The organism is Gaoshiqia sp. US2 (assembly GCF_059705485.1).
Genome location: NZ_AP048550.1, coordinates 6072910 through 6094813, shown reverse-complemented (window position 1 = coordinate 6094813; position 21904 = coordinate 6072910). Strand labels below are relative to the sequence as shown.

The 21904-nt window shown below is 47.0% G+C and carries 21 protein-coding genes; 9 read left to right on the top strand and 12 right to left on the bottom strand.

The window, feature by feature from the left end:
* Positions 1–59: 59 nt before the first annotated feature.
* The gene (locus AC6H3C_RS24415; RefSeq protein WP_497518305.1) at positions 60–1004 is read right to left on the bottom strand and encodes a tRNA-dihydrouridine synthase; all 945 of its coding nucleotides are present in this window, start codon (positions 1002–1004) and stop codon (positions 60–62) included.
* Between the two features lie 104 nt (positions 1005–1108).
* Here AC6H3C_RS24415 and AC6H3C_RS24410 point away from each other — a divergent pair, with 104 nt between their 5' ends.
* The 3 genes from AC6H3C_RS24410 to AC6H3C_RS24400 all read left to right on the top strand — a co-directional run bounded on the left by AC6H3C_RS24410 (position 1109) and on the right by AC6H3C_RS24400 (position 3319).
* Entirely contained in the window at positions 1109–2074 is a 966-nt protein-coding gene (locus AC6H3C_RS24410) for a DUF4271 domain-containing protein (protein ID WP_497518304.1), read from the top strand.
* 31 nt (positions 2075–2105) lie between these two features.
* Positions 2106–2855: a uroporphyrinogen-III synthase gene (locus tag AC6H3C_RS24405; protein WP_497518303.1), complete on the top strand. Its 750-nt coding sequence runs from the start codon at positions 2106–2108 to the stop codon at positions 2853–2855.
* 68 nt (positions 2856–2923) lie between these two features.
* A complete protein-coding gene (locus AC6H3C_RS24400) occupies positions 2924–3319 on the top strand; it encodes a ribonuclease P protein component (RefSeq protein WP_497518301.1) in 396 nt (131 codons plus the stop codon).
* An 88-nt stretch (positions 3320–3407) separates the two neighbouring features.
* Here AC6H3C_RS24400 and AC6H3C_RS24395 read toward each other — a convergent pair whose 3' ends face one another.
* From AC6H3C_RS24395 to AC6H3C_RS24385, 3 genes are all read right to left on the bottom strand, one after another.
* Entirely contained in the window at positions 3408–4499 is a 1092-nt protein-coding gene (locus tag AC6H3C_RS24395) for a chorismate mutase (protein WP_497518299.1), read from the bottom strand.
* Between the two features lies 1 nt (position 4500).
* Entirely contained in the window at positions 4501–5394 is an 894-nt protein-coding gene (locus AC6H3C_RS24390) for a prephenate dehydrogenase (RefSeq protein WP_497518298.1), read from the bottom strand.
* A gap of 286 nt (positions 5395–5680) precedes the next feature.
* Positions 5681–6685 (bottom strand): c-type cytochrome, encoded by a 1005-nt coding sequence (locus AC6H3C_RS24385; RefSeq protein ID WP_497518297.1) that lies wholly within the window; start codon positions 6683–6685, stop codon positions 5681–5683.
* A gap of 206 nt (positions 6686–6891) precedes the next feature.
* Between AC6H3C_RS24385 and AC6H3C_RS24380 the strand changes: the two genes are divergently transcribed.
* The 3 genes from AC6H3C_RS24380 to AC6H3C_RS24370 all read left to right on the top strand — a co-directional run bounded on the left by AC6H3C_RS24380 (position 6892) and on the right by AC6H3C_RS24370 (position 9559).
* Positions 6892–7896 carry a bile acid:sodium symporter family protein gene (locus AC6H3C_RS24380; protein WP_423129704.1) on the top strand — a complete coding sequence of 335 codons (1005 nt, stop codon included), beginning with the start codon at positions 6892–6894 and terminating at the stop codon, positions 7894–7896.
* Positions 7897–7991: 95 nt separating this feature from the next.
* Entirely contained in the window at positions 7992–8444 is a 453-nt protein-coding gene (locus tag AC6H3C_RS24375; protein WP_423129703.1) for a GyrI-like domain-containing protein, read from the top strand.
* Between the two features lie 161 nt (positions 8445–8605).
* Complete coding sequence (locus tag AC6H3C_RS24370) at positions 8606–9559, top strand: helix-turn-helix transcriptional regulator (protein ID WP_423129702.1); 954 nt, start codon at positions 8606–8608, stop codon at positions 9557–9559.
* 82 nt (positions 9560–9641) lie between these two features.
* Here AC6H3C_RS24370 and AC6H3C_RS24365 read toward each other — a convergent pair whose 3' ends face one another.
* From AC6H3C_RS24365 to AC6H3C_RS24345, 5 genes are all read right to left on the bottom strand, one after another.
* Entirely contained in the window at positions 9642–9935 is a 294-nt protein-coding gene (locus AC6H3C_RS24365) for a hypothetical protein (RefSeq protein WP_423129701.1), read from the bottom strand.
* Positions 9936–10013: 78 nt separating this feature from the next.
* Positions 10014–10886, bottom strand: a complete 873-nt coding sequence (locus AC6H3C_RS24360; protein ID WP_497518296.1) for a DUF3108 domain-containing protein — start codon at positions 10884–10886, stop codon at positions 10014–10016.
* On the bottom strand, positions 10825–12666 hold the full coding sequence (locus AC6H3C_RS24355; RefSeq protein WP_497518295.1) for an Ig-like domain-containing domain: 1842 nt from the start codon (positions 12664–12666) through the stop codon (positions 10825–10827). Before AC6H3C_RS24355 ends, AC6H3C_RS24360 begins: the two co-directional genes overlap by 62 nt.
* Positions 12667–12780: 114 nt before the next feature.
* Positions 12781–14619 (bottom strand): glutamine--fructose-6-phosphate transaminase (isomerizing), encoded by a 1839-nt coding sequence (gene glmS, locus AC6H3C_RS24350; protein WP_423129698.1) that lies wholly within the window; start codon positions 14617–14619, stop codon positions 12781–12783.
* Between the two features lie 161 nt (positions 14620–14780).
* Complete coding sequence (locus tag AC6H3C_RS24345) at positions 14781–15584, bottom strand: glycogen/starch synthase (RefSeq protein ID WP_423129697.1); 804 nt, start codon at positions 15582–15584, stop codon at positions 14781–14783.
* Positions 15585–15735: 151 nt separating this feature from the next.
* On the opposite strand from AC6H3C_RS24345, the gene panC reads away from it, so the two are divergent.
* The 3 genes from panC to radA all read left to right on the top strand — a co-directional run bounded on the left by panC (position 15736) and on the right by radA (position 18559).
* Positions 15736–16584, top strand: coding sequence for a pantoate--beta-alanine ligase (gene panC / locus AC6H3C_RS24340; RefSeq protein WP_497518294.1), 849 nt, complete (start codon positions 15736–15738; stop codon positions 16582–16584).
* Positions 16585–16590: 6 nt separating this feature from the next.
* Positions 16591–16941: an aspartate 1-decarboxylase gene (gene panD, locus AC6H3C_RS24335; RefSeq protein WP_423129695.1), complete on the top strand. Its 351-nt coding sequence runs from the start codon at positions 16591–16593 to the stop codon at positions 16939–16941.
* Positions 16942–17197: 256 nt separating this feature from the next.
* The gene (gene radA, locus AC6H3C_RS24330) at positions 17198–18559 is read left to right on the top strand and encodes a DNA repair protein RadA (RefSeq protein ID WP_423129694.1); all 1362 of its coding nucleotides are present in this window, start codon (positions 17198–17200) and stop codon (positions 18557–18559) included.
* A 4-nt stretch (positions 18560–18563) separates the two neighbouring features.
* Here radA and AC6H3C_RS24325 read toward each other — a convergent pair whose 3' ends face one another.
* The 3 genes from AC6H3C_RS24325 to AC6H3C_RS24315 all read right to left on the bottom strand — a co-directional run bounded on the left by AC6H3C_RS24325 (position 18564) and on the right by AC6H3C_RS24315 (position 21859).
* The gene (locus tag AC6H3C_RS24325) at positions 18564–19184 is read right to left on the bottom strand and encodes an HAD family hydrolase (protein WP_497518292.1); all 621 of its coding nucleotides are present in this window, start codon (positions 19182–19184) and stop codon (positions 18564–18566) included.
* Positions 19185–19246: 62 nt separating this feature from the next.
* Positions 19247–21031, bottom strand: coding sequence for a family 16 glycosylhydrolase (locus AC6H3C_RS24320; RefSeq protein WP_423129691.1), 1785 nt, complete (start codon positions 21029–21031; stop codon positions 19247–19249).
* 6 nt (positions 21032–21037) lie between these two features.
* A complete protein-coding gene (locus AC6H3C_RS24315) occupies positions 21038–21859 on the bottom strand; it encodes a glycoside hydrolase family 16 protein (RefSeq protein WP_423129690.1) in 822 nt (273 codons plus the stop codon).
* Positions 21860–21904: the final 45 nt, after the last annotated feature.

Genomic DNA, 21904 nt, shown 5'->3' with positions numbered 1-21904 from the left:
CCAGTCCTGTTTTTTTGTCGCAACTGATTAACAACAGGGATATACGGGCTATCGGCGAGTTAGTTTCTGAAATTTGCCGGGTAAACTTCCAGGAAGGTTGACAATTTGCTTGCTTTTTTGATTGGCTTCCATGTTTTGTGCGGATCGGGAAAACTTCCGGAAAAATACGACCAGAATTGTTTCATCTTCATCAATACCTGGCCGTCGTCGGTAAAGGTGCGGAGATAGCTTTCTAAGATTTGTTGGTGAAATGCCTGCTTGATTTCCAGTTGCGTTTGGGAGTCGGGATTTATTCCCAGTAGTTTGTCAACCAGGAAAGGATCGGTAAGAATACCCCGGCCGATCATCCAAACCTCTTGTTTCGGCGCCAATAACAATACTTCGTCCAGATCTTCGGTGGTCTGAATGTCGCCGTTGTAAACAAGCGGGCGCTGTATGGCGACCGAGAGATCTGCGAAAAGTTTCCGGTTGGCTTTTCCCTTATACAGTTGCCGCACAGTTCTTGGGTGAAAGATCAGCTTCTCGAAAGGGTAGGCTGTCAGCAGTTCAATCCGTTCGAAAATGGTTTGATCGTTGGCGAGCCCCGACCTGAACTTGACGGATACGCTAAAATCATATTCTTCGAACAGAACATCCAGTACCTGTTTAAGCAGGTCTTTTTTTTCCAGTAAACCGGTTCCTTTCCCTTTATTGGTGGCCATCGGGTAGGGGCAGCCCAGGTTCAGGTTTATCTTTTTGTAGCCAAAACTTTTGATGATGTCGGCCAACTTTCTCAATTCGGCCGGGCTCCCGCATAAAATCTGGGGAACAACCGGCACGTCTGCGTTATTTTCGGGCAGTATGTCGCGGTATTGGCTGTTCCTGATTTTATCTCCCGGCCCGATGGTCAGGTAGGGAATATAGTATTCGCCGATATTTCCAAATGTTTGATGGTAACATTTCCGGAACACGAAATCGGTAAAACCCTGTAAAGGGGCAAGTAAAAAGGAGTGGCTCAAGGGCATCGGTTAATAAATTTTTATATCAAAGGTAACAGCTTCTCTTTTTTGACCTGAGAAATAGTTATTTTTGCAGGAAATTAAAGAAAGAAAATGACAACTTGGCTGGAATGTTACAAACATCACTTCCCAAAGATACTTTGTTAAAGCAACTTCACCAGGCAGTTGAAATTGAATCTTCCCAATCGCTTGACGTTTCCAGGCAACTTGTTGCCCCGGCAGAGGTTCGTATTGATTCGGCTGGCCAGTCGGGAGAGCTTCATCAAAAGGCGAAAACCGCAGAGATATCGCCGGCTGCATGGATGAGACGTCTTACGATAGAAAAGGAAAAATCCGTCGCACTGCCACCGGTTTCACCGATTCAGCCCAATGAAATCGTTCTGTTGACCCAACAAACCGAAATGCCCCGGCTGATGCTGCCCGAAAGAAAAATTGAACGCGATACGCCCGACTGGGTGACCGGGCTCATCATTATTGTGCTGGTTATCTTTGCATCCGTACGTTTATTCTTTGGTAAATACCTGGGACAGTTGTTTAGCTCGTCGGTAAACTTCTCAACAGCCTCGCGCATGTTCCGGGAACGATCTGTTAGTCTCACGCACGCCTCATTCAGGCTTGATGTGATTTTTTACCTGGTTTTCAGTTTGTTCATGTTTCAAACCCTGGAGGAGTTTTACTTTGATTTTCACAAACACAGTATCCTGACTTATTTGTTTACTTTGGCCGGAGTTTTGGTTTATTTCGGACTGAAACAGCTGGCTTATTACCTGCAGGGCAGCATCAGTGAGTGTTTGCCCGAAACGCAGGAGTATATCTATCATATGAACCTTTATAACAGGTTGGTGGGTTTGGTTTTATTGCCCGTTAGCCTTGTTGTTGCTTTTGCACCATTGTCCAATCCGGACTTGCTCATCGTTTTTGGGCTAATTGTCGTCGGATTCTTTTACATTTTGCTACTATTTCGGGGGACAAGTATTTTATTAAGAAAACATTTTTCAATATTTTATTTGATTTTATACCTTTGTACCCTTGAAATTTTACCATTAATATTCATCTACAAATTGGTGTTGGTATAAGTTAGTTTATAACTTTTAAAAGGAAGATATCTTGAAAATCAAGAAAATTTTAGTTTCACAGCCAAAGCCTGAGTCCGCAAAATCCCCATATTTTGATTTAGCAGAGAAAACAAGCATCCAGGTTGACTTCCGTCCGTTCATTCAGGTGGAGGGAGTCTCTGCTAAAGAATTCAGGCAGACGCGAATCCAGGTCCTGGATCATTCGGCCGTCATCTTTACCAGTCGTACAGCCATTGATCATTTTTTCCGGATTTGCCAGGATATGCGTATTACCGTTCCGGATACGATGAAATATTTCTGCATCTCCGAAGCAACCGCTTTTTATCTGCAGAAGTACATTATTTACCGGAAAAGGAAAATATTTTACGGAAACGGAAAGTTTGCCGATTTGACCGATATGATGAAAAAGCACAAGGATGATAAATTTCTTGTACCGCTTTCGCATATTCACAAGCAGGAAATTCCTGAATTGCTGGATAAGGGTGGTTTTAAATATACCAAAGCCATTCTTTACCGCACGGTAAGCAGCGACCTGTCCGATTTAAAAGATGTGAACTATGATATCCTGGTGTTCTTCAGCCCTTCGGGAATAAAATCCCTGCAGCAGAATTTTCCCGACTTTAAACAAAACGACACCAAAATAGCTTCGTTTGGACCAAGTACGGCAGCAGCCGTAAAAGAAGCCGGTTTCAGGCTGGATATTGAAGCCCCTACGGCCCAGGCGCCATCCATGACCATGGCCCTGGAGCAATTTATCAAAAAGCATAACAAAGCGAAATAGCCGGAAAAACAAATAATCAGAAAGAGGGGAAATCGCTTCCCCTTTTTTTATTGTATTTTAGACGTTCAATGAGCGAATTCAGCTTAAAAAGGGAAGAACGGCTTTGCAGCCGGAAAGCCATCGAAACATTGTTTTCTGAGGGAGAGACTTTTTTTATCTTTCCCGTGAAAGTGGTTTACCTGAGAACATCAATTCCGGCCGCTTACCCGGTTCAGGCTGCTTTTTCGGTTTCGAAGAAGAATTTTAAGCGGGCTGTTAAACGCAACTTCCTCAAACGGCGAATGCGCGAAGCTTACCGCTTAAACAAACACGGCTTATACCAGGCGGTACCTGAAGGTGAGCAACTTTCTCTGATGTTTATTTACGCGGCAAAAGAGATCAAAGAATACGGGTTGATTGAAAAGACGATGAAGAAAGTCCTTGCCCGCCTGGCGGAGTTGGCCAAACAAAAAAAGCAGGATTGATAAAAAAGGAAAGGATCAAAAAAGTCAGATCAAGGTTGTTCTTTCCAACTTTTTTGATACCCTCCCGGATGCTTTTCATACCGTATTTTTATTCTTCATCCATGATCTCTGTTTGCATACGCACGGAATCTTCGTGGATAAGCTGAAACAGAATTTGTACAAATGTGCGGTTGAGGTTGAGTTTCTCGCCCAACGCCAGGCGATTGTTCATCAACTCGGTCCACCGGCTGATTTGCAGCGCAGTAACATTATTTTCTTTTTTATACAGACCAATTTGGCGGGCAATATTCATTCGCGAAGCCAGCACTTCCAATAATTCGGCATCCAGCGCGTCAATGCGTCCGCGAAGCAACTCCAGCTGATTTTCAAATTGTTTGTTCTCGACAGAGGTATGACGGATGATCAGTTTATCCAGAATTTTTGCCAGTTCGGCCGGGGTTACCTGCTGCTCCTTATCGCTTAAAGCGCACGAAGGGTCGCGGTGCGATTCCAACATCAGCCCTTCCATGCCCATATCAAAGGCTTTTTGTGCGATTTCGTACAGGTATTCGCGTTTTCCGGCAATGTGGCTCGGGTCGCAAATCACCGGCAGGTTTGGCATTAAGCGTCTTAGCTCGATGAATGTTTTCCAGCCCGGGTAGTTCCGGTATTTGCTTTCGCCCATGGGCGTAAACCCGCGGTGAATTCCCACCAGGTTTTTAATGCCGGCCTGGCTGAGCCGTTCAAATGCGCCGATCCAAAGCTGGGCATCCGGATTAACCGGGTTTTTCACCATCACGACGGCATCGGTTCCTTTTACCACGTCGGCAATTTCCTGCACCACAAACGGGCTGGCCGTTGAACGCGCTCCAATCCATAATACATCCAGTCCCGCATTCAGGGCTTCTTCGGTGTGTTGCGCGTTGGCCACTTCTGTTCCTACAGGCAAGCCGGTTTCTTTTTTCACTTGCTGCAACCATTTTAGCCCGATTGATCCTACTCCTTCAAAACTACCCGGCCGTGTTCTTGGTTTCCATACGCCGCCCCGGAATACGAAGACCCGCGGATCTTTTGCCAGCAGATGCGCTGTTTCAAGTGTTTGTTCTTCCGACTCGAGGCTGCATGGTCCTGAAATCAACAGCGGGTTGTTCAGCTTGGGCAGCCAGGCTTTTATTGGCCTGATGTCTAATTCTATTCCCATCTTATTTTGTGTAAAATTTAACAATCGTTTCTTCGTTTTTTCTGAGCGACGGGTTGTTCCCGGCCAGGATTTCCCTGATTTTATTGGCATTCTCCATGAGTTCGTACATTCTTTCCTCGTCATGGGCTATGCTTTCCTTAAATTCAATCAGGTGTTTGATGTACACTTCGAGCGATTCAACAACGTAATCCTTGTTTTGTTGAAAAATTGGTCCCCACATGGCTGGCGAACTTTTTGCCAGGCGAACGGTCGAACGAAAACCGCCACTGGCCAGGTCAAAAATGATCGACCGGTCTTCTTTGGTCTGAACCGCATTTGCCAGGGCATAAGCGGCGGCATGGGGCAAGTGTGAAATGAAGGCCGTGCTGTGGTCCTGTTCATCCGACGACATGTAGGCCATGTTCATCCCGATAGCCTGAAACATCTTTTCAATCAGGGCGAGATGTTGAGGCGCGCTTTTCTCGTGATCGCAGATGATGGTGATTTTACCGTCGAATAGGCCTTCGAGGGCTGCTTCCGGCCCTGAGTTTTCTGTTCCCGACATGGGGTGTGCCGCGATGTAATTCCGGCGTTTGGGGTGGTCTTCAATCATTCTGGCAATTTCTTTTTTGGTTGATCCCATATCTGTTACGGTGGTCCGGTCCGAAACCAGGTCGAGCACGGCAGGCAGCAAGTCCCGGATCTTGTCGACCGGAATAGCCAAAATAACGAGGTCCGCTTTCAGGAGGGCTTCCTCCAGGGGTAATATTTCATCCACCAGATGAATTTCGAGGGCTTTTGCCGCGTGTTCGGGGCTGACTTCAACCCCGGTAAGCCGGGTGGCAAATTTGGTTCTTCGTAAATCCCTGGCAATCGATCCGCCAATGAGTCCAAGTCCGATAATGGTTACATTCATGTTGTATAGGATTAAAAAAAAAGGTCCCGATTTAATCGGGACCTTCCTGTCTGTTATGTTTTTTCACTTTTTAACAAAACATTACTGCTCGACCCCGCTTGATGAACCGAAATAATAAAACCAGTAATAAAATGAGTTGTTAAAAAACATGTCTTAGCACTTTTAATTTGCGAGCAAATATAAGGATTTATTTTAAGATCAAAATTTTTACGGGATTTGTTTTTATAATTTCCCGGGGCCGGCTCTTACTTCACGTCATTTCATCTGATCATTTGGTTTCAGCATACTATTTGCCAGCCAGTTGCGTGGCGCTACCCGGAGGGGAGAAACGAACGATCGGGTTCTCAGCCGGACTTAAGGATTTCAAATACGCATAAATCGCTTTCAGGTCATCATCGTCCATATGGCCGTACAATGTCCAGGGCATCACGGTTTTAAAATCATCCGGCCCCACTTTAGGCGCGATAAACGACGAGTCGGCATAGGCTTTAAAGCGGGCGACGAATTGTTCTTCGGTCCAGCTGCCAATGCCCGTGGCAGGATGCGGCGTGATGTTGGCCGATCTGATCACCGATCCGTCGGGTAAATGAAACTCCAGTCCTCCCGCGTATGGTTTCCCCAAAGGTCCGTCAGGCCCCATCAACGTGTGGCAATCGGCACACGATGCGGCCGTGGTCATGTATTTTCCGTAGCTGATCAGATCTGACTTTGCTGGCATCTGTCCTAAAATGGCTTTTTTAGGAATGGTACTGATGATGATGTTTACCGGGAAATCGGGTTTTGATAGTTCCACTTTGTGTTCAATTGGTTCCAGAGTCCTCAGGTAGGCAATCACGGATTTGATATCTTCCTCGTCCATTTGCCCGTAGTTTGGGTACGGCATGATCGGGAACAAAGCCCGGCCGTCTTTTGAAACTCCGGAGGTGATGGCCCGGAAAATTTCGCCGTCGGTCCAGCCGGCCAAATTCTGAGGCGTGATGTTTGGGGCAACAAATTTTCCGGGTAAGCCCATGCTTTGGTCAAACACTTCGCCTCCCTGCCCCAGGGTATGCGGAATCAGGGGAGCTGAAAATAAGGAATAGTTTCTCTGTGAGTGGCAGTCCATGCACATCATCACATGATGGGCCAGGTAGTGGCCGCGTTCAACCCGCTCCGGTGTGATTTCCACCTTCATATCCGGGGCCGGGCCAACGTCGGGAAGCATGATTTTCAGGTAACCGATTAAGGTTATCAAACCCAGGATCACAATCCCGGTAAGAGAGAGCAAGATTTTAAGTAGTCTCTTTTTCATACAAATAAATATTTAAATGATTAATAAAGGTATAATCTTGCTTTGGGTGAGTATAAAGGAGGATAAATAAAAGACAAAGATATCCTATATTATAGATCTTTACAAGTTGTCCGCGCGGAATATTTCAATTTCTGACCGGATATCTTCTCCTATTCGGCAAATTAATTTCATCTTTGTTTTCCGAAAATTAAGGCGACAGCATTTTTATGGCAGTAATCAGTTTAAAGTCGGTCAGAAAATACTTACCCGATGGGTTCATCAGCAGTATGATCCTGATGATTTTTTTGGCCTGGCTGATTCCGGGAATTGGAAAAGCAGGCAGCGCCATCGAGTTGAAGGCGCTGATCCGGTACGGAAACAGTTTGTTGTTTTTTTTCTACGGATTGCGCTTAAGCCCCGAAAAATTAAAAAACGACCTGAGCAACTGGCGGTTACATGTGCTGATTCAGTTAATCACCTTTCTTGTTTTTCCGCTTGTCGTCTTGCTGTTTCGTCCTTTACTGAAAGGCGCTGAAGGGGAGATTTTATGGTTGTCGGTTTTCTTTTTGGCGGTGTTGCCTTCCACGGTATCCTCATCAGTGGTGATGGTTTCGATTGCCAAAGGAAATATACCGAGCGCTATTTTTAATGCCAGCATCTCAGGGGTCATCGGGATCCTGATTACGCCAGCCTGGATGGGCTTGTTCCTTGAAAAACAAAATGAGGCATTTGCCTTTGCCGGCGTTTTGAAGGACCTGGCGCTGCAAATACTGATCCCGCTTTGTCTGGGTCTTTTCTTGCACCGGTTCTGGGGAGGCTGGGCCAGGCGTTACAACAGCTATATCAGTAAATTCGACCGGTCGGTGATTCTGCTCATCGTTTACCACAGCTTCAGCAATGCCTTTATGAGCGATATTTTCAGCAGCATCCGGATGAGTGATTTGCTGGGCTTATCGGCGAGTGTGATCCTGCTTTTCTTTCTTATTTTTGAAGGAACCAAACTACTTACCCGCCTGCTCCCCTTCAAGCGGGAAGACCGGATCACGGTTTTGTTTTGCGGTTCCAAGAAATCGTTGGTTCATGGTTCGGTGATGGCCAGCGTATTGTTTGCCGGTTCCGGGTTGGGCTCCTTATTTTTGGTTCCGGTGATGATTTACCATGCTTTTCAGCTTTTTTACATCAGTATTGTTGCCCGTCGTTACGGGAATGAACTGAGGCCTCTTTCAGAATAAATTCATTTTTTTGAAAAAATTAAATGGCTGCTGACATACTGTTGTCACTTGCGCCTGTTTCCTTTGTTTCAGATTAAACATCAAAACCAGAAAACATGGAAACAAAGACAATTTCTGAAATGAGTGCGCTAACGTACACGCTTGAAACAACCCTGCAGAATATGATCGCTGATGCGGGGAACCTGCCATTCGAAATTATGGATCAAGCAAGCTCTCTCGGATTGCAACTTTCCGGGCCGCAAACCTGGATTTATAAGGATTGTTACGGCGAAGCGGACAAACCGTTCGAGCTGACCATTGCGGTGCCTGTTGTTGCTGAAAAAGGTTCTCCCGGCAAATTTAGCTTCGAAAAATTACCGGAGTTGAAGGCTTGTGCCACCATTCACAAGGGAGGATGGGATCAGATCGGCGAAACCTATACCGGATTAATGCGGGAACTCGAAAAGAAGAATCTACATTTTACTGGCTACTCGCGCGAAGTTTACCACCATTGGGATATGGATAAGCCGGAGAACAATGTGACGGAAATCCTGGTCGAAGTTAGGTAGCCATGAAACCGGTTCGGGCAGATATTCAGTTGAGAAACCGATGTTGATCAAAACAGTAATCAATCGGTATTGAAAAAGAAGCCATGAAAACAATTGAAAGCCATTATCTTTATAAGCGGAATGTCCGGAAGGGCATCCGCTTATTTTTTATTTAGACAGCAATGAACCGGATTGAACGTTTGAACGCCATTTTAATTCACTTGCAAAGTAAGCGGGTAGTAAAAGCGGCCGAGCTGGCCGACCGGTTCGGGATTAGTTTGCGCACGGTTTACCGCGATATTCGCGCTCTTGAACGTGCCGGCGTGCCAATCGGGGCGGAAGCCGGTGTCGGCTATTTCCTGATGGACAACTTTCACCTCCACCCGGTAAGCTTTACCACCCCGGAAGCTTCGGCCTTACTGATGGGAGAGAAGCTGATGGACAAGATGTCGGATCATGAAACCCGCGATTTTTACCGGTCGGCGGTGTTTAAGATCCGCGCCATTTTAAAACCGGCAGAGAAAGAATACATTGAGTCGCTGGCCAACTCCATTTCGGTTTTCAACTGGGCGACACTTTCCCCCAATTTCAACAAGCTTCATCTTTCCGAGATTCAGCAGGCCATTGCCCGGGAGCAGGTGCTGGAGATTGGCTACCAGGCCAGGTATTCCGGCGAAAACACCAGCCGACTGGTGGAGCCAATAGGCCTTTGTAATTACGATTCGCGCTGGCATTTAATCGCCTGGTGCCGCCTGCGGAGCAGTTACCGCGATTTCAGGCTCGACCGGATTGAATCGCTCCGGATTACTGATGAAGGTTTTGAAAAGCGCAAACACATCTCAATGGACGAGTATTTTGCCAATCATTCGTTTTCGTCGGCTGAAATAAATATCCGGTTCGAAATTTCGCCGGACGTCCAAAAGCTGATCGAAGAAAGTAAGTTCTGGTACGGATTCCAGGGAGAAGAATTGCTCCCGAACGGCAATTTCCTTCTCCGTTTCGGGAACAACGACCTGAATGGTTTTTCGCGATGGCTGGTGGCTGGCGGAATTTACGCAACCAGCATCGAACCGGCCGAATTAAATGAAATGATTCGTCAGCGAGTTGCCCTGCTGAACGAATTTTACGGCAAATAGAATTCTTCACTAAAAACGGGTGTCAACAACTTTCTTTCGGTGACTCCTTTTTGCCGGTTTATCACAACCGCGGATCAACGGTTTATTTTGCCGGTCCGATCAGCTTGTTCAGTTGATCATAGGCTTTATCGCAGCCTGCTATCAAATCTTTCCCGATGGTTTTGTAGTGTTCCCGAACCAGTGTCTTGTTGTCTTTTCCGTCGGGATGGTTTGCACGGTTACGCAGATCGTTGTGCAGGCTTAAAACATCTGCCACAATTTCATAAGCGCCTTCCTGGTCGGCTCCTTCAAACTCATTGATATACCGGAAGCAATCGAGGAGTACCTGTTCAACCAGGTAATCAATGTCCTTCTTTAAATTTCGGATGTTAGCCATGTTCCATAGATTTTAAATGATTTTTACTTATACGTTCGGTGGTTAAGCAGATGTTTTCGTTGACCTGCAAAATTATCTTTATTTTTTTCCCGTGTTTTCAGCTGTTGACGTAAATTTCAGTTTACCGGCATCAAGCAAAATGGCTTTTACCGAACCAATCTGAATCTTTGTTTCAACCATCACCGGCAGCCGGTTCCGGTCGGCTGTAAACCAAACCTTCATGTATTCCCCTTCGGGAAAAAAATCGCCCTGCAACAACCAAACCGATACTTTATGGCACTGAAATTTCCTGCCGGTACGTGTTTTAACTTCTTCTTTGCCAAGATAACGAAAATACAGATCTTCTATTTTATTATCGACCAGCATGGTGAAATTTATTTTCTGACCGGAGGTCATGTTGTCGAAATCGTATCCCCGGAAATGATAAGCAGAGCTTAACAAATCGCACACTCCCTCCTTGTAGGCCAGCTGATCGGTAAAAGGGGAGCTGTTTTCCCGGTGTATTTTCGAGAAGATCTTTCCGGTACGGGGCGAAAACCGGTATTCGTGGGAAGAGTGACCTTTCCCGTGGTTGACCGACCGGCGAAACCAAACCGGTTTAAAATCGGGAAACGAAACAATCGATTCGAAGGTGTCCCGAACCGAATAGAAGACGTCGTATGCCTTGTAGGTTTTCCCGATTGCTTTGAAGTTCCAGGCTGGCTGTTTATGGTAACGGATGGTATCACATGAAAAAAACACTTCGCCGGCCTGGACCCAAATGAAATGCCAGTTGTAGTAAGCGCCGTAAAGAGCTGTTTCGCCGGGGGCGAAAGGCAATTCATGTGACTGTGCCCGAAGTTGAAAAAAATTAAAAGCCAGGAAAGCAACCAATAGAAGGGCAGCCGGTTTAACGTGCCGGCGATCGTTTGCTGCCGGGTTTCTTGGCATCCTTATCTTTCTGGTCTTCATCAATCAGCTCTTTTTTGAATTGAATATCGGCAGGCAGGTCCCAACTTTCGCGAATCTCAAAGTTCGAACGAAGTTTTAAAATCTTTGGATAATAAACCACCCGTTCCGGCTGACTCCATTCGTCCAGCTTGCCGGTATCCCAGCGTCCGTTCTCATTCCGGTCGACAATCAGGCGGATCTTGAACTTCTCAGGTTTCAGGTACGGAAATTCAATTTCTCCGTCAGACCGGACCATAATCTGCTGGACAACTTCTTCTTTATCCGTATTTTTCAGTAACTGCACGATACTTGTTCCCGGGAGGTTTGAAATCATCAGGATTACTTTGGCATAGAATCCTTCTTTCTGAATTTTAAACTTCTGATTGACTGCGTTGGACGGATGCCCGGCGAAATTTTTAGCGGCAGCCGAATCGATCTGCAAACGGTATTGTTCCTCAAATTTCCAGGGAAAATCGATGACAAACTTCCGTAACGAGCTGGTATCCTGTGTTAACTGAACCGGCAGTTTTTCCTCAAGGCTGTCAACCAGTTGGAACAACAGTACTTTCGACCAGTCGAACTCAGCTAGCGGTTCCGGGGCTTCAATTCGAAGCGGGTTGTAAATATCAAAACCGTCTTTTGTGTTTAGCTTGAACGAAAAGAGAGGTGTCGGCTCTTTTTCCTTTGTTTCACGCCTTTTACGTTCCCGTTGAACCGGCGCAGAGTACATTAAACTGATGGTATCGGCTTTCGTGACCAGGTTTTTCAGGCTGTCCTGAACCTGGTATTTCAATTGAAGGTTTAAGGTATCCCGTTGGCTGATGATGGTGTCGTTTATCCACAGTTTTAACGAATCGCGCGTTGGATTATACTCGATGTACGACCAATTTGGCGAAGGTACGGGAGCTAACAGGTTCACCTGAAATGAGTCGGTAACCGATTCGGTAAAGATGAAATTGCACAAATTGGCCCGGTCTCTTTTGTAGCTGTCGAGATATTGATCATAAATTTTTTCTCCAAACAACAACAGGTAATACGGTTGTGTCGAAAATTGCAGATTCCCGGTGTCCAGTTTGAGACTGTCGGTCAGTATTGAATCCGGAACAACAGGTATCTGCGGAATGATCAGCGAATCGTGAAAAGCAATCATTTCACCGGCTTGGTTATAGGTCAGGCTGTTGTCGGTATCATCGAGTGCATACAATCGGTACGATCCGGCGGCAATGTTGGTGATCCGGTAAAATCCTTCTTCATCGGTGCGGGCAATATAATTCGGGATACTGTCGCGGAAGGCCGTCGTACTGTCGGTGGCATGAAGCAAAATCAGAATATCTTTCATGGGCTCCATGTTATCCGCCTTTCTCACGAAGCCCCCGATCTCCAGGCTGTCAAAATCGGCCCCGTTGCTAAATGAAAAGCGATAAGCCTTCAGTGCATTTTTTTCATTGTTATCCACAAGCGCATCTTTGAAGTCCAGGGAATAGGTCGTGTTTGGCTTCATGTTTTCACCCAGTTCAATGATCAGGGTTTTTGATTTGGTTTTGATGACTGGTTTCTTTTTTAAAGGCGGAGATACAACCAGTTTATTGCTGACCTCATCGGCAATAATAAATTCATCAAAGGTGAGGTTGATCGCTTTGCCGGTATAATTACGGGCATTCATTTCGGGCATCGTTTTTACAACAACCGGCGGAATGGTATCTTTATCTCCACCCGTGGGCATACCCGGGTTGGCACAAGAGGTTGTAAAAACCAGGTAAGCTACGTAAACAATGATCAGTATGGAAATTAATCTCTTCATCTTTTAAACCGATTTACGGAAGTCGGTAATACTCATTATGTTTGGACACAAACATACAAATTCATTTTGCAAGTATCGGTTTTACGCTGTTAAATAATCTAAACCGGACATTGACTACTCCACCGTGACCGATTTGGCCAGGTTGCGGGGCTGGTCGACATGGCAGCCGCGCGCCAGGGCAATGTAGTAGGCAAACAGCTGCAAGGGAACCACGGTGAGCAGGGCGGCTACGGCAGGGTGCGACGCCGGGATCTCGAACAGGTCGTCGGCCATGTTGCGCAGGCCGTTGTCGCCTTCGGTTACCACCGCAATGATGTTCCCTTTGCGGGCTTTCACCTCCTGAATGTTGCTGACCACTTTCTCGTAGTAACTGTCTTTGGCCGAAACCACCACCACCGGCAAATTATCGTCGACCAGGGCGATGGGGCCGTGTTTCATCTCGCCGGCAGCATAACCTTCGGCGTGGATGTACGAAATCTCTTTCAGCTTGAGGGCGCCTTCGAGGGCAACCGGGAACAGGTATCCGCGGCCCAGGTAAAGGGCATTCACCGCATCCTTGTATTTTTCGGCTACCTGTTTGATGTGCGGGTGCCCCAGCAGGATGGTCTGCACCTTATCGGGGATGGCCAGCATCTCGCCAATCAGCAGGTGGTAGGTTTCCCTGTCAATTTGTCCGCGTTCTTTGGCCAGCTTAAAGGCAAAAAGGGTCAGCACGGTCACCTGTGCCGTGAAGGCTTTGGTTGATGCCACCCCGATTTCGGTTCCGGCATGGGTGTAAACGCCGGCATCTGTTTCGCGGGCAATGCTCGATCCCACCACGTTGCAAATACCCAGGATCAGCGCTCCCTGCTCTTTGGCCATCTTCAGGGCGGCCATCGTGTCGGCCGTTTCGCCGCTCTGGCTGATCGCGATGATCACATCGCCCGGGTGGATGATGGGTTTGCGGTAACGAAATTCCGAGGCATATTCCACCTCAACCGGCACACGGGCATATTCTTCAATCAGGTATTCGGCCACCAGGGCGGCATGCCAGGAGGTGCCGCAGCCAATGATGATGATGCGGTTGGCAGTCACGATCCGGGGAAAAACATCCAGCAGGCCGCCCAGCACAATCTCGTCCTGGTTGGCCCTGATCCGTCCCCGGTAAGTATCCCGGATGGTTTTGGGCTGCTCAAAAATTTCTTTCAGCATGTAATGCTCAAAGTCGCCCTTGTCCAGGTCGCCAATGCCCGGATCGACCCGGGTTACCTTAAAGTTGGCCGGCGTATTGTTCAGGGTTTTCAGTGTCAGGCTGCCTTTTTCAACAATGGCCACGTCGCCGTCGTTCAGGTAAATCATGCTGTCGGTGTATTCCACGATCGGGCTGGCATCGGAGGCCAGAAAATATTCGCCCTGCCCGATGCCGATCACCAACGGACTGCCCATGCGGGCGGCAATCATCCGTTCGTTCTCGTCTGAACACAGGGCCACGATACCGTAGGCGCCAACCACTTTCGACAAGGCCAGGCGAACGGCAATCTCGGCATTAGCCGCTTCTTCCAGTTGGTAAAAGTATTCGATCAGGTTCACCAGCACTTCGGTATCGGTTTCGGTTTGAAAAACGTAGCCTTTGCCCTGGAGGTCTTTTTTTAGTTGCGCATAATTCTCGATGATCCCGTTGTGAACCAGCACGAACTTGCCGTTCATGGATTGGTGCGGGTGGGCATTGATGTCGTTGGGCTCGCCGTGGGTGGCCCAGCGCGTATGGCCGATGCCCATCTGACCGCTGAGGTCTTTCCCTTCAACCCAGGCTTCCAGATCGCTTACTCTGCCTTTCTTTTTATATGCTTTCAGCGAGGAGTTGTAAACCGCAATACCGGCCGAGTCGTAACCCCGGTATTCCAACCGCTGCAAGCCTTTGATCAGCACCGGGTACGCCTGCTGACCGCCTATATAACCGACAATGCCACACATGTTTTTCTGTTTTGAGAGGGTAGAGCTTCGGAGTATTCGCCGACAGACTACCCTTATCTGATTAACTTAATTTTGTATGTTGAATAAAATTTCGGCTAATATCCGCAATAATTCTGATTACGTCAATATTTACAGGTGATTTAACCCTTTTTGTGACCGAACTAAAATACCTTCTCGTAAAAATCGTCGTAGGCGTCAATGTAGGTTTCTTCCGGTTGGTATCCTAAAAACAATTTGTTCCGGTCGGCAATATAGGCTGAGAGTTCAGGATTTATACTTTCGCTTCCCTGGATCACGCCATCGGCGTACTCAATGGCCAGTTTCGACATATTTTCGTAGCTGGGTTCATTCAGCAGGCTGATTTCTTTCGTGGTAAGCCCGTCGATCAGTACATTTTGTTTCACGTTGGAATTTAACGGTTTCTTAAAGTTTTCATTGTAAACCGAATAGATCACCTTTGAATTGGCAAATAACGGATCGTCGTCGTAAGCCTTTTTAATATAAAGAGGTACCAATGAGCTGAGCCATCCGTGACAATGAATCAGATCGGGAGCCCAGCGTAACTTAATTACGGTTTCGAGCACACCGCGGGCAAAAAAGACGGCCCGTTCATCATTGTCGTCAAATTCTTTCCCCTTACTGTCTTTCAGGATATTTTTTCGGTGGAAATAATCTTCATTATCAATAAAATAAACCTGCATACGGGCTGCCTGAATAGAAGCAACTTTGATGATCAAAGGATGGTCTGCATCGTTAATTACCAGGTTCATCCCGGATAAACGGATGACCTCGTGTAATTGATTCCGCCGCTCATTAACACTTCCATACCGGGGCATAAAAGTCCTAATTTCCCTACCTTTCTCCTGAATACCTTGCGGTAGATACCTCGATTTTACGGACATTTCGGATTCGGGGAGATAAGGTGTAATTTCTTGAGAGATGAATAAGACTCTTTTCTTTTCCATGAAAAAATGCTGAATTTGATTGTGCAAAATTAATAAAAATATGGTGAATATTCAATTCTGCTTAATTACAGCTCAGTTGGAAGACGAAACCTGGCTGCTTTCGTTTTATTTTGATTTATTTATTTACTTTGCAGCCTAATTTTTTTGCCACATGCTGGTAGTAAACGAAATAAGCGAATTAAGGTTGCTCATTGAGGGGCAAAAGGAAAAAGGCATGACGATTGGCTTCGTCCCTACGATGGGGGCGCTTCATGCCGGCCACCTTTCTCTGGTTGAGGAAGCGGGTAAACAAACAGATTTTGTAGTGGTCAGCATTTTTGTAAATCCAACTCAGTTCAACGATCTGAACGATTTAAAAAAATACCCGAAAAACCTGAAAGCAGACCTGAAGTTACTGGATTCCACTGCCTGCCGGCTGGTGTTTACTCCCGAAGTGGAAACTATCTATCCGGAACCTGATACCCGTCAATTCAATTTCGGGCAGTTGGAAACCGTGATGGAAGGCCAATTCAGGCCGGGCCACTTTAACGGAGTGGCGCAGGTGGTCAGCAAACTGTTTATGATGGTTGAACCGGATAAGGCTTTTTTCGGGTTGAAAGACTTTCAACAGCTTGTCATTGTAAAATCAATGGTAAAACAATTAAATTTGCCCGTTGAAATTGTTGCTTGTCCGATCATGCGCGAAAAAAGCGGTTTGGCCATGAGTTCGCGGAATGAGCGGTTGACAGCAGAACAAAGGGAAAATGCAGCTTTGATCTATAAAACCTTAGTGGAAGCCAGGAACAAAGCAAACGAAATGAGCGTAGAAGAACTTAAAAACCGGGTGGTTGAACGGATTAATGACAACGAGTACCTGGAAACTGAGTATTTTGAAATAGTTGACGATGAGGAGCTGAACCCGGTAACGCAGTGGAACCAACCGGTAAACAAAGTCGGTTGTATTGCTGTTTTCTGTGGGGAGGTTCGTTTAATAGACAATCTGGTTTTCAATATAAATTAATGCAAGATGTATATTGAAGTTTGTAAATCGAAAATACACAAGGTAAGTGTTACTGAAGCAAATTTGCAGTACGTAGGAAGTATTACAATCGATGAGGATTTGATGGATGCTGCCAATTTGATCGAAAACGAAAAAGTTCAGGTGGTGAACATCAACAATGGAGAGCGGCTGGAGACTTATGTCATTAAAGGGAAAAGAGGCTCTGGTGTCATTTGTCTGAATGGCCCCGCTGCCCGGAAGGTGGCTGTTGGTGACGTGGTTATTATCATCTCCTATGCCCTGATGGACTTTGAAGAGGCTAAAACCTTCAAACCTCAATTGGTATTTCCCGACATTGAAACAAACAGGATCGTGTAAACGATCAGGAATAAAAAATAAGCAAACCCCGGGGTAATTGATTATTCCGGGGTTTCTTCTTGTTAGGCTGCCACATTCATCCGTGCAGATGGGAACTAATAAAACGGAATAGTTTATTTTTACAAGGTGTTTTGTCCGGTTGCGAAAAGCATTGGCAGGAGTATTTTTTCTTGTTGGCTGTATTCGTAAGGTACCGGAGGATATGAGATACGGAAATTTCCGGCTCGTTTGTTTCATGAAAAGACAGATCAGTTGTATGGCAAAACCAAAAACCGTTTATACCTGCCAAAGCTGTGGCAGCCAGTCGCCCAAATGGGTAGGCCGTTGCAGCAATTGCGGCGAATGGAATACTTTTATTGAAGAAGTTCAGGTAAAAGAAATCAAAAGTCCGCTGCCATCGCGGACCGCCAGCGGTGCGCAGCCGCAGAAACTGTCGGAAGTCGGCGCCGGACAGGTTGAACGGATTGACACCCTTAACTCCGAGCTCAACCGGGTGCTGGGCGGAGGACTGGTCCCCGGCTCGCTGGTGCTGGTTGGCGGCGAGCCCGGCATTGGGAAATCTACCCTGGTGTTGCAGGTGGCTTTGGATCTGAAAGACCGAAAAATTCTCTATGTTTCGGGCGAAGAAAGTATTCAGCAGATTAAAATCAGGGCTAACCGGCTGAACCGGGAGAATGACAACTGCTACTTTCTCAGCGAAACCTCGCTCGAAAACATCCTGACCCATTGCGAACACCTGGAACCCGAGTTACTGATTGTCGACTCGATCCAGACAGTGGCAACATCTTACATCGAATCGTCGCCGGGTACGGTGAGCCAAATCCGGGAGTGCGCCAACGGAATCATGAAATTTGCCAAAGAACGCCGGGTTCCGGTGATCCTGATCGGGCATATCACCAAAGAGGGAAACCTGGCCGGCCCCAAGGTGCTGGAACACATGGTAGACACGGTACTTCAGTTTGAAGGCGAAAACCAGTATATGTACCGGATCCTGCGATCAATTAAAAACCGCTTTGGATCGACCTCGGAGCTGGGCATCTTTGAGATGGACAATACCGGCATGCGCGAGGTGAGCAATCCTTCGGAACTGCTGATCAACCGCGATGATGAAGGGCTGAGCGGAACGGCGATTGCCTGCGCCATTGAGGGAAACCGCCCGCTGCTGATCGAAATCCAGTCGTTGGTAAGTACCGCCGTTTACGGGACCCCGCAGCGATCGTCTACCGGTTTCGACCTGCGTCGGATGAATATGCTCCTGGCTGTGCTGGAAAAGCGGGCAGGCTTTAAGCTGGGCGCCAAGGATGTTTTTTTGAATATTGCAGGAGGTATAAAAGTTGATGACCCGGCCATTGACCTGGCTGTAATCTCGGCAGTCCTTTCCTCCAATTTTGACCTGTCCGTTGAAAAATCAATTTGTTTTGCCGGCGAAGTTGGTCTTTCAGGTGAAATCCGGGCCGTTAACCGCCTGGACCAACGAATTGCCGAAGCCGAAAAACTCGGAATGAAACGGATTTTTATTCCGCGAAACGGGAAAGCCCTGAACCTGAAAAAATTTAACATCCAAATCGAACAGGTGTCGCGCGTGGATGATTTCTTCCGGAAATTGTTCCGGAAATAAAGGCTTACAACAAACAACTCAAATCGGTGCCGGCAGTAAAGTGGATGGCCTGCATTCCGGTTTGCCGGGCTCCCTGGACGTTTTCTTCCGAATCGTCGATAAACAGCGTTTCGTTGGCATTTAAACCGGCATCGTTTAGTACGTGCTGAAATGCCTGCAACTTAGGTTTCCGAACACCCATCCGGTTTGAATAATACACTTTGTCGAACAGATCGTCGATCGGATAACCAAATTCCTTCAAAAACAAATCCCGGAAGTGATTTACATGAATGGCATTGGTATTTGAAAAGAGGAAAAGGCGGTATGTTGACCTAAGCTGGTGGAGAAGCCGTATTTTTTCAGCCCTGAAGTCAAGGATCATCGCGCACCAGGCCTGGTCAATCTCCCGATCGGGGGCGTGGATTGGCAACAAATTTCTGATGCCGTCCCGAAAAGCCTGGTCGCTGATCCGGCCCTGCTCCATCTGCAGAAATACCTCGTGTTCGTATCCCCATCCACCCGGTTTAATCAAATCGGGCATACCCATTTCCCGAAAGGCTTTAATTGATAAGTCGGGGTTAATATTGAGCAACACCCCGCCCAGATCGAAAATAATATTCCTGATCGTCCAGTCTGTTTGTTTCATGTTGGCAAAACTAAATAAAGTCGGCCAATTTTTGGTTTACCTTCCGAAACCTTCAGAATAGCTTAATAAATGATGATCTTTTTGGCTCGTTCCTGATTTACTTTCAGGAAGTAAACTCCCGGGATAAACGCCCCGAGCGTGATCTGATAATTTTTAACCGGCGCCACCGGTTTTGTCAGTACCAACTGTCCGGAGCTTGAAAAAAGCTGAATTTGTCTGATTTCATCGATGGATTGGATCGTGATTTGGCGGTGTGCCGGATTTGGGAAAACAATCCACGAGGTTTCATCCCCCGGAACATCGGGTAACGGATCGGGCGCCTGTAAAATCAGGTTTTTCAATTGAAATGTGCCGCCGCTGCTTTGTCCGGCATCACCCGTATTGATGTAGATACGTATTTGCCTGATTTGGTCAAGACGAAATGCACCGTCGTCTCTCTCCTTGAACTCGTGCGAATAGGGGTGATACAGCCCATCCGCAGCAAACTGACTGATTTTAAAAATTTGGCTGAGGTTGATGTTCCCGTTGATGTCGAGCAAGTCGATCCGCAAATTGACTGGTGGATTATTCGGGTCGACTTGCAGATCGAAGGTCATTTGACCGTGGTCTGAAAGATCAGCTATCCCGTTAAAATCATAAGAAATGAAGGCGTTCATTGACGGAACCGGCACCTGGAAATCAACGGTCAGGATATGACCGGCATGATACAGGTCAATGGTGTTACCGTTGCCTGGACTGGCTTTCCACAGAAGTTCGCCATTGAAATTTGCCGGGTGTATTTCCAGTTGTTCGGATTCGGGTTTGAATTGATAATCGACATGAAAAGCGTCGGAGAAAACCGTTTCGCAGGCAGTACGTATTTCCAGCAGGAGATCTCCCGGGACATCGTTCCACTGAACGGTAATCCGGGCGGTTCCCTCTCCGTTGACGATGGAAACACCCTCCGGTAAATGCCAAAAGTACGAAGCTCCTTCAACCGGATCAACCGCGTATTCGCCAACCTGGTTCCTGACACGGATGGCCGGCCCGGTGATAACCGGTTTTGGCAGCTTGGGTTTATAGATCCGTACATAATCAATTTCCATGGTCGCTTCGGTCAGGTTCGGATCAATTCCCTGTGCAGCGCCCCAGTTACCGCCAACAGCAATATTCAGCAGCAGGTGAAAGCGTTTGTCAAAAGGCCATTCTTTGTACGTTTTATGTTCATTATTGAAGGTGAAATACAACTGATCGTCGATGTACCATTTGATTTTGTCAGGTTCCCACTCGATGGCGTAAACATGAAAGGCGGACTGAGCATCGGGAACGGTTGTGCTTGCTCCCTTTTGGGTGCCGATTGAATGATAATAGGCTTCGGTATGAACCGTGCCGTGAATCACCCCCGGATCGTAGCCGACATGCTCCATGATGTCGATTTCGCCGCTGGCCGGCCAGCCACCGTATTCCCAGTCGGTAGGCAACATCCAGATGGCCGGCCATGTGCCTTTACCGATAGGTAATTTTGCCTTCACCTCAATTCGGCCGTACAACCAGTCGCCTTTCTGACGTGTGACCAGGCGGGCGGAGGTCCAGTTTCCGTTTGTTTTGACAGCCTGAATAAAAAGGCGGCCGTTCTCTATCCACGAATTGCTGCGGTTGTCGGTATAGGTTTGCAGCTCGTTATTTCCCCAGCCTCCGCCTCCCAGGTCGTAAGCCCATCGGTCGGCAGAAGGCGCTCCGTTGGTATCAAATTCATCAAACCAAACCGGCTGCAAACAATCAGCTTGCTGCGCCCGGCTTCGATTAGCGGCGCTGAACAAAACAAGAATGAGAAAACTGTATAAAAAAATGGGTTTAATGACTTGCATAATACCTTAGTTCTTCTGGTAAACACGTACATAGTCAACCACCATGTTTTGCGGGAAGACAGAGTCATCAATGCCTTTTTGTCCGCCCCAACTCCCTCCAACCGCCACATTAAGCAGCAAATGAAAGCGTTTATCGAAAGGCCATTCGTTGGATGAGGTTTTTTCGTTGGCAAAGGTGAAATAGTGTTGATTGTCCACAAAAATCCTGATTTGGTCAGGTTCCCACTCCATTTGGTAAACATGGAATTTATCGTAACAATCGGGGAGGACGATGCTGTCGGGTTGCTGAGTTTGAATGCTGTGGTTATAGCTGCGGGTATGCACGGTAGCCAGGATGGTATCCGGCATGTAACCCACATTTTCCATGATATCAATTTCGCCGCTGGCCGGCCAGCCGCCGTATTCCCAATTCGAAGGTAACATCCAGATGGCCGGCCACATGCCTCGCCCACGGGGTAATTTGGCCCTGATTTCGAACCATCCGTAACGCCAGTCGCCTTTCCCTTTGGTCGTCAGTCGGGCTGAGGTATATTCTTTCCCCTCATAGGTTTCTTTTCTTGCGGTAATATACAATTTGCCGTTTTTCACCCGGGCATTCAGTTTTCGTGCATCGGTATAAAATTGTGCTTCATTATTTCCCCATCCCCATGCATTTCCTTCGGTATCAAAATTCCATTTGGCAGTGTCGGGTAGGCCGGAATAGTTAAACTCATCGGCCCACACCAACTCATATCCGGCACGGGTTAATTCATGACTCGCATTTCTCATGTTGTTGCATGAAATACTGATCAGGAAGAGAAGGAAAATGAAAGGAGTTTGCTTTGCCATAACGATGCTTTTGCTTTATGTATGCGTGTTATCTATTTTCAGAAT

Bases quoted from the DNA above. Each gene is read 5' to 3' on its own strand.
- AC6H3C_RS24415 (WP_497518305.1), bottom strand. From the start codon at position 1,004: ATGCCCTTGAGCCACTCCTTTTTACTTGCCCCTTTACAGGGTTTTACC.
- AC6H3C_RS24410 (WP_497518304.1), top strand. From the start codon at position 1,109: ATGTTACAAACATCACTTCCCAAAGATACTTTGTTAAAGCAACTTCAC.
- AC6H3C_RS24400 (WP_497518301.1), top strand. From the start codon at position 2,924: ATGAGCGAATTCAGCTTAAAAAGGGAAGAACGGCTTTGCAGCCGGAAA.
- AC6H3C_RS24395 (WP_497518299.1), bottom strand. From the start codon at position 4,499: ATGGGAATAGAATTAGACATCAGGCCAATAAAAGCCTGGCTGCCCAAG.
- AC6H3C_RS24390 (WP_497518298.1), bottom strand. From the start codon at position 5,394: ATGAATGTAACCATTATCGGACTTGGACTCATTGGCGGATCGATTGCC.
- AC6H3C_RS24385 (WP_497518297.1), bottom strand. From the start codon at position 6,685: ATGAAAAAGAGACTACTTAAAATCTTGCTCTCTCTTACCGGGATTGTG.
- AC6H3C_RS24380 (WP_423129704.1), top strand. From the start codon at position 6,892: ATGGCAGTAATCAGTTTAAAGTCGGTCAGAAAATACTTACCCGATGGG.
- AC6H3C_RS24375 (WP_423129703.1), top strand. From the start codon at position 7,992: ATGGAAACAAAGACAATTTCTGAAATGAGTGCGCTAACGTACACGCTT.
- AC6H3C_RS24370 (WP_423129702.1), top strand. From the start codon at position 8,606: ATGAACCGGATTGAACGTTTGAACGCCATTTTAATTCACTTGCAAAGT.
- AC6H3C_RS24365 (WP_423129701.1), bottom strand. From the start codon at position 9,935: ATGGCTAACATCCGAAATTTAAAGAAGGACATTGATTACCTGGTTGAA.
- AC6H3C_RS24360 (WP_497518296.1), bottom strand. From the start codon at position 10,886: ATGAAGACCAGAAAGATAAGGATGCCAAGAAACCCGGCAGCAAACGAT.
- AC6H3C_RS24355 (WP_497518295.1), bottom strand. From the start codon at position 12,666: ATGAAGAGATTAATTTCCATACTGATCATTGTTTACGTAGCTTACCTG.
- glmS (WP_423129698.1), bottom strand. From the start codon at position 14,619: ATGTGTGGCATTGTCGGTTATATAGGCGGTCAGCAGGCGTACCCGGTG.
- AC6H3C_RS24345 (WP_423129697.1), bottom strand. From the start codon at position 15,584: ATGGAAAAGAAAAGAGTCTTATTCATCTCTCAAGAAATTACACCTTAT.
- panC (WP_497518294.1), top strand. From the start codon at position 15,736: ATGCTGGTAGTAAACGAAATAAGCGAATTAAGGTTGCTCATTGAGGGG.
- panD (WP_423129695.1), top strand. From the start codon at position 16,591: ATGTATATTGAAGTTTGTAAATCGAAAATACACAAGGTAAGTGTTACT.
- radA (WP_423129694.1), top strand. From the start codon at position 17,198: ATGGCAAAACCAAAAACCGTTTATACCTGCCAAAGCTGTGGCAGCCAG.
- AC6H3C_RS24325 (WP_497518292.1), bottom strand. From the start codon at position 19,184: ATGAAACAAACAGACTGGACGATCAGGAATATTATTTTCGATCTGGGC.
- AC6H3C_RS24320 (WP_423129691.1), bottom strand. From the start codon at position 21,031: ATGCAAGTCATTAAACCCATTTTTTTATACAGTTTTCTCATTCTTGTT.
- AC6H3C_RS24315 (WP_423129690.1), bottom strand. From the start codon at position 21,859: ATGGCAAAGCAAACTCCTTTCATTTTCCTTCTCTTCCTGATCAGTATT.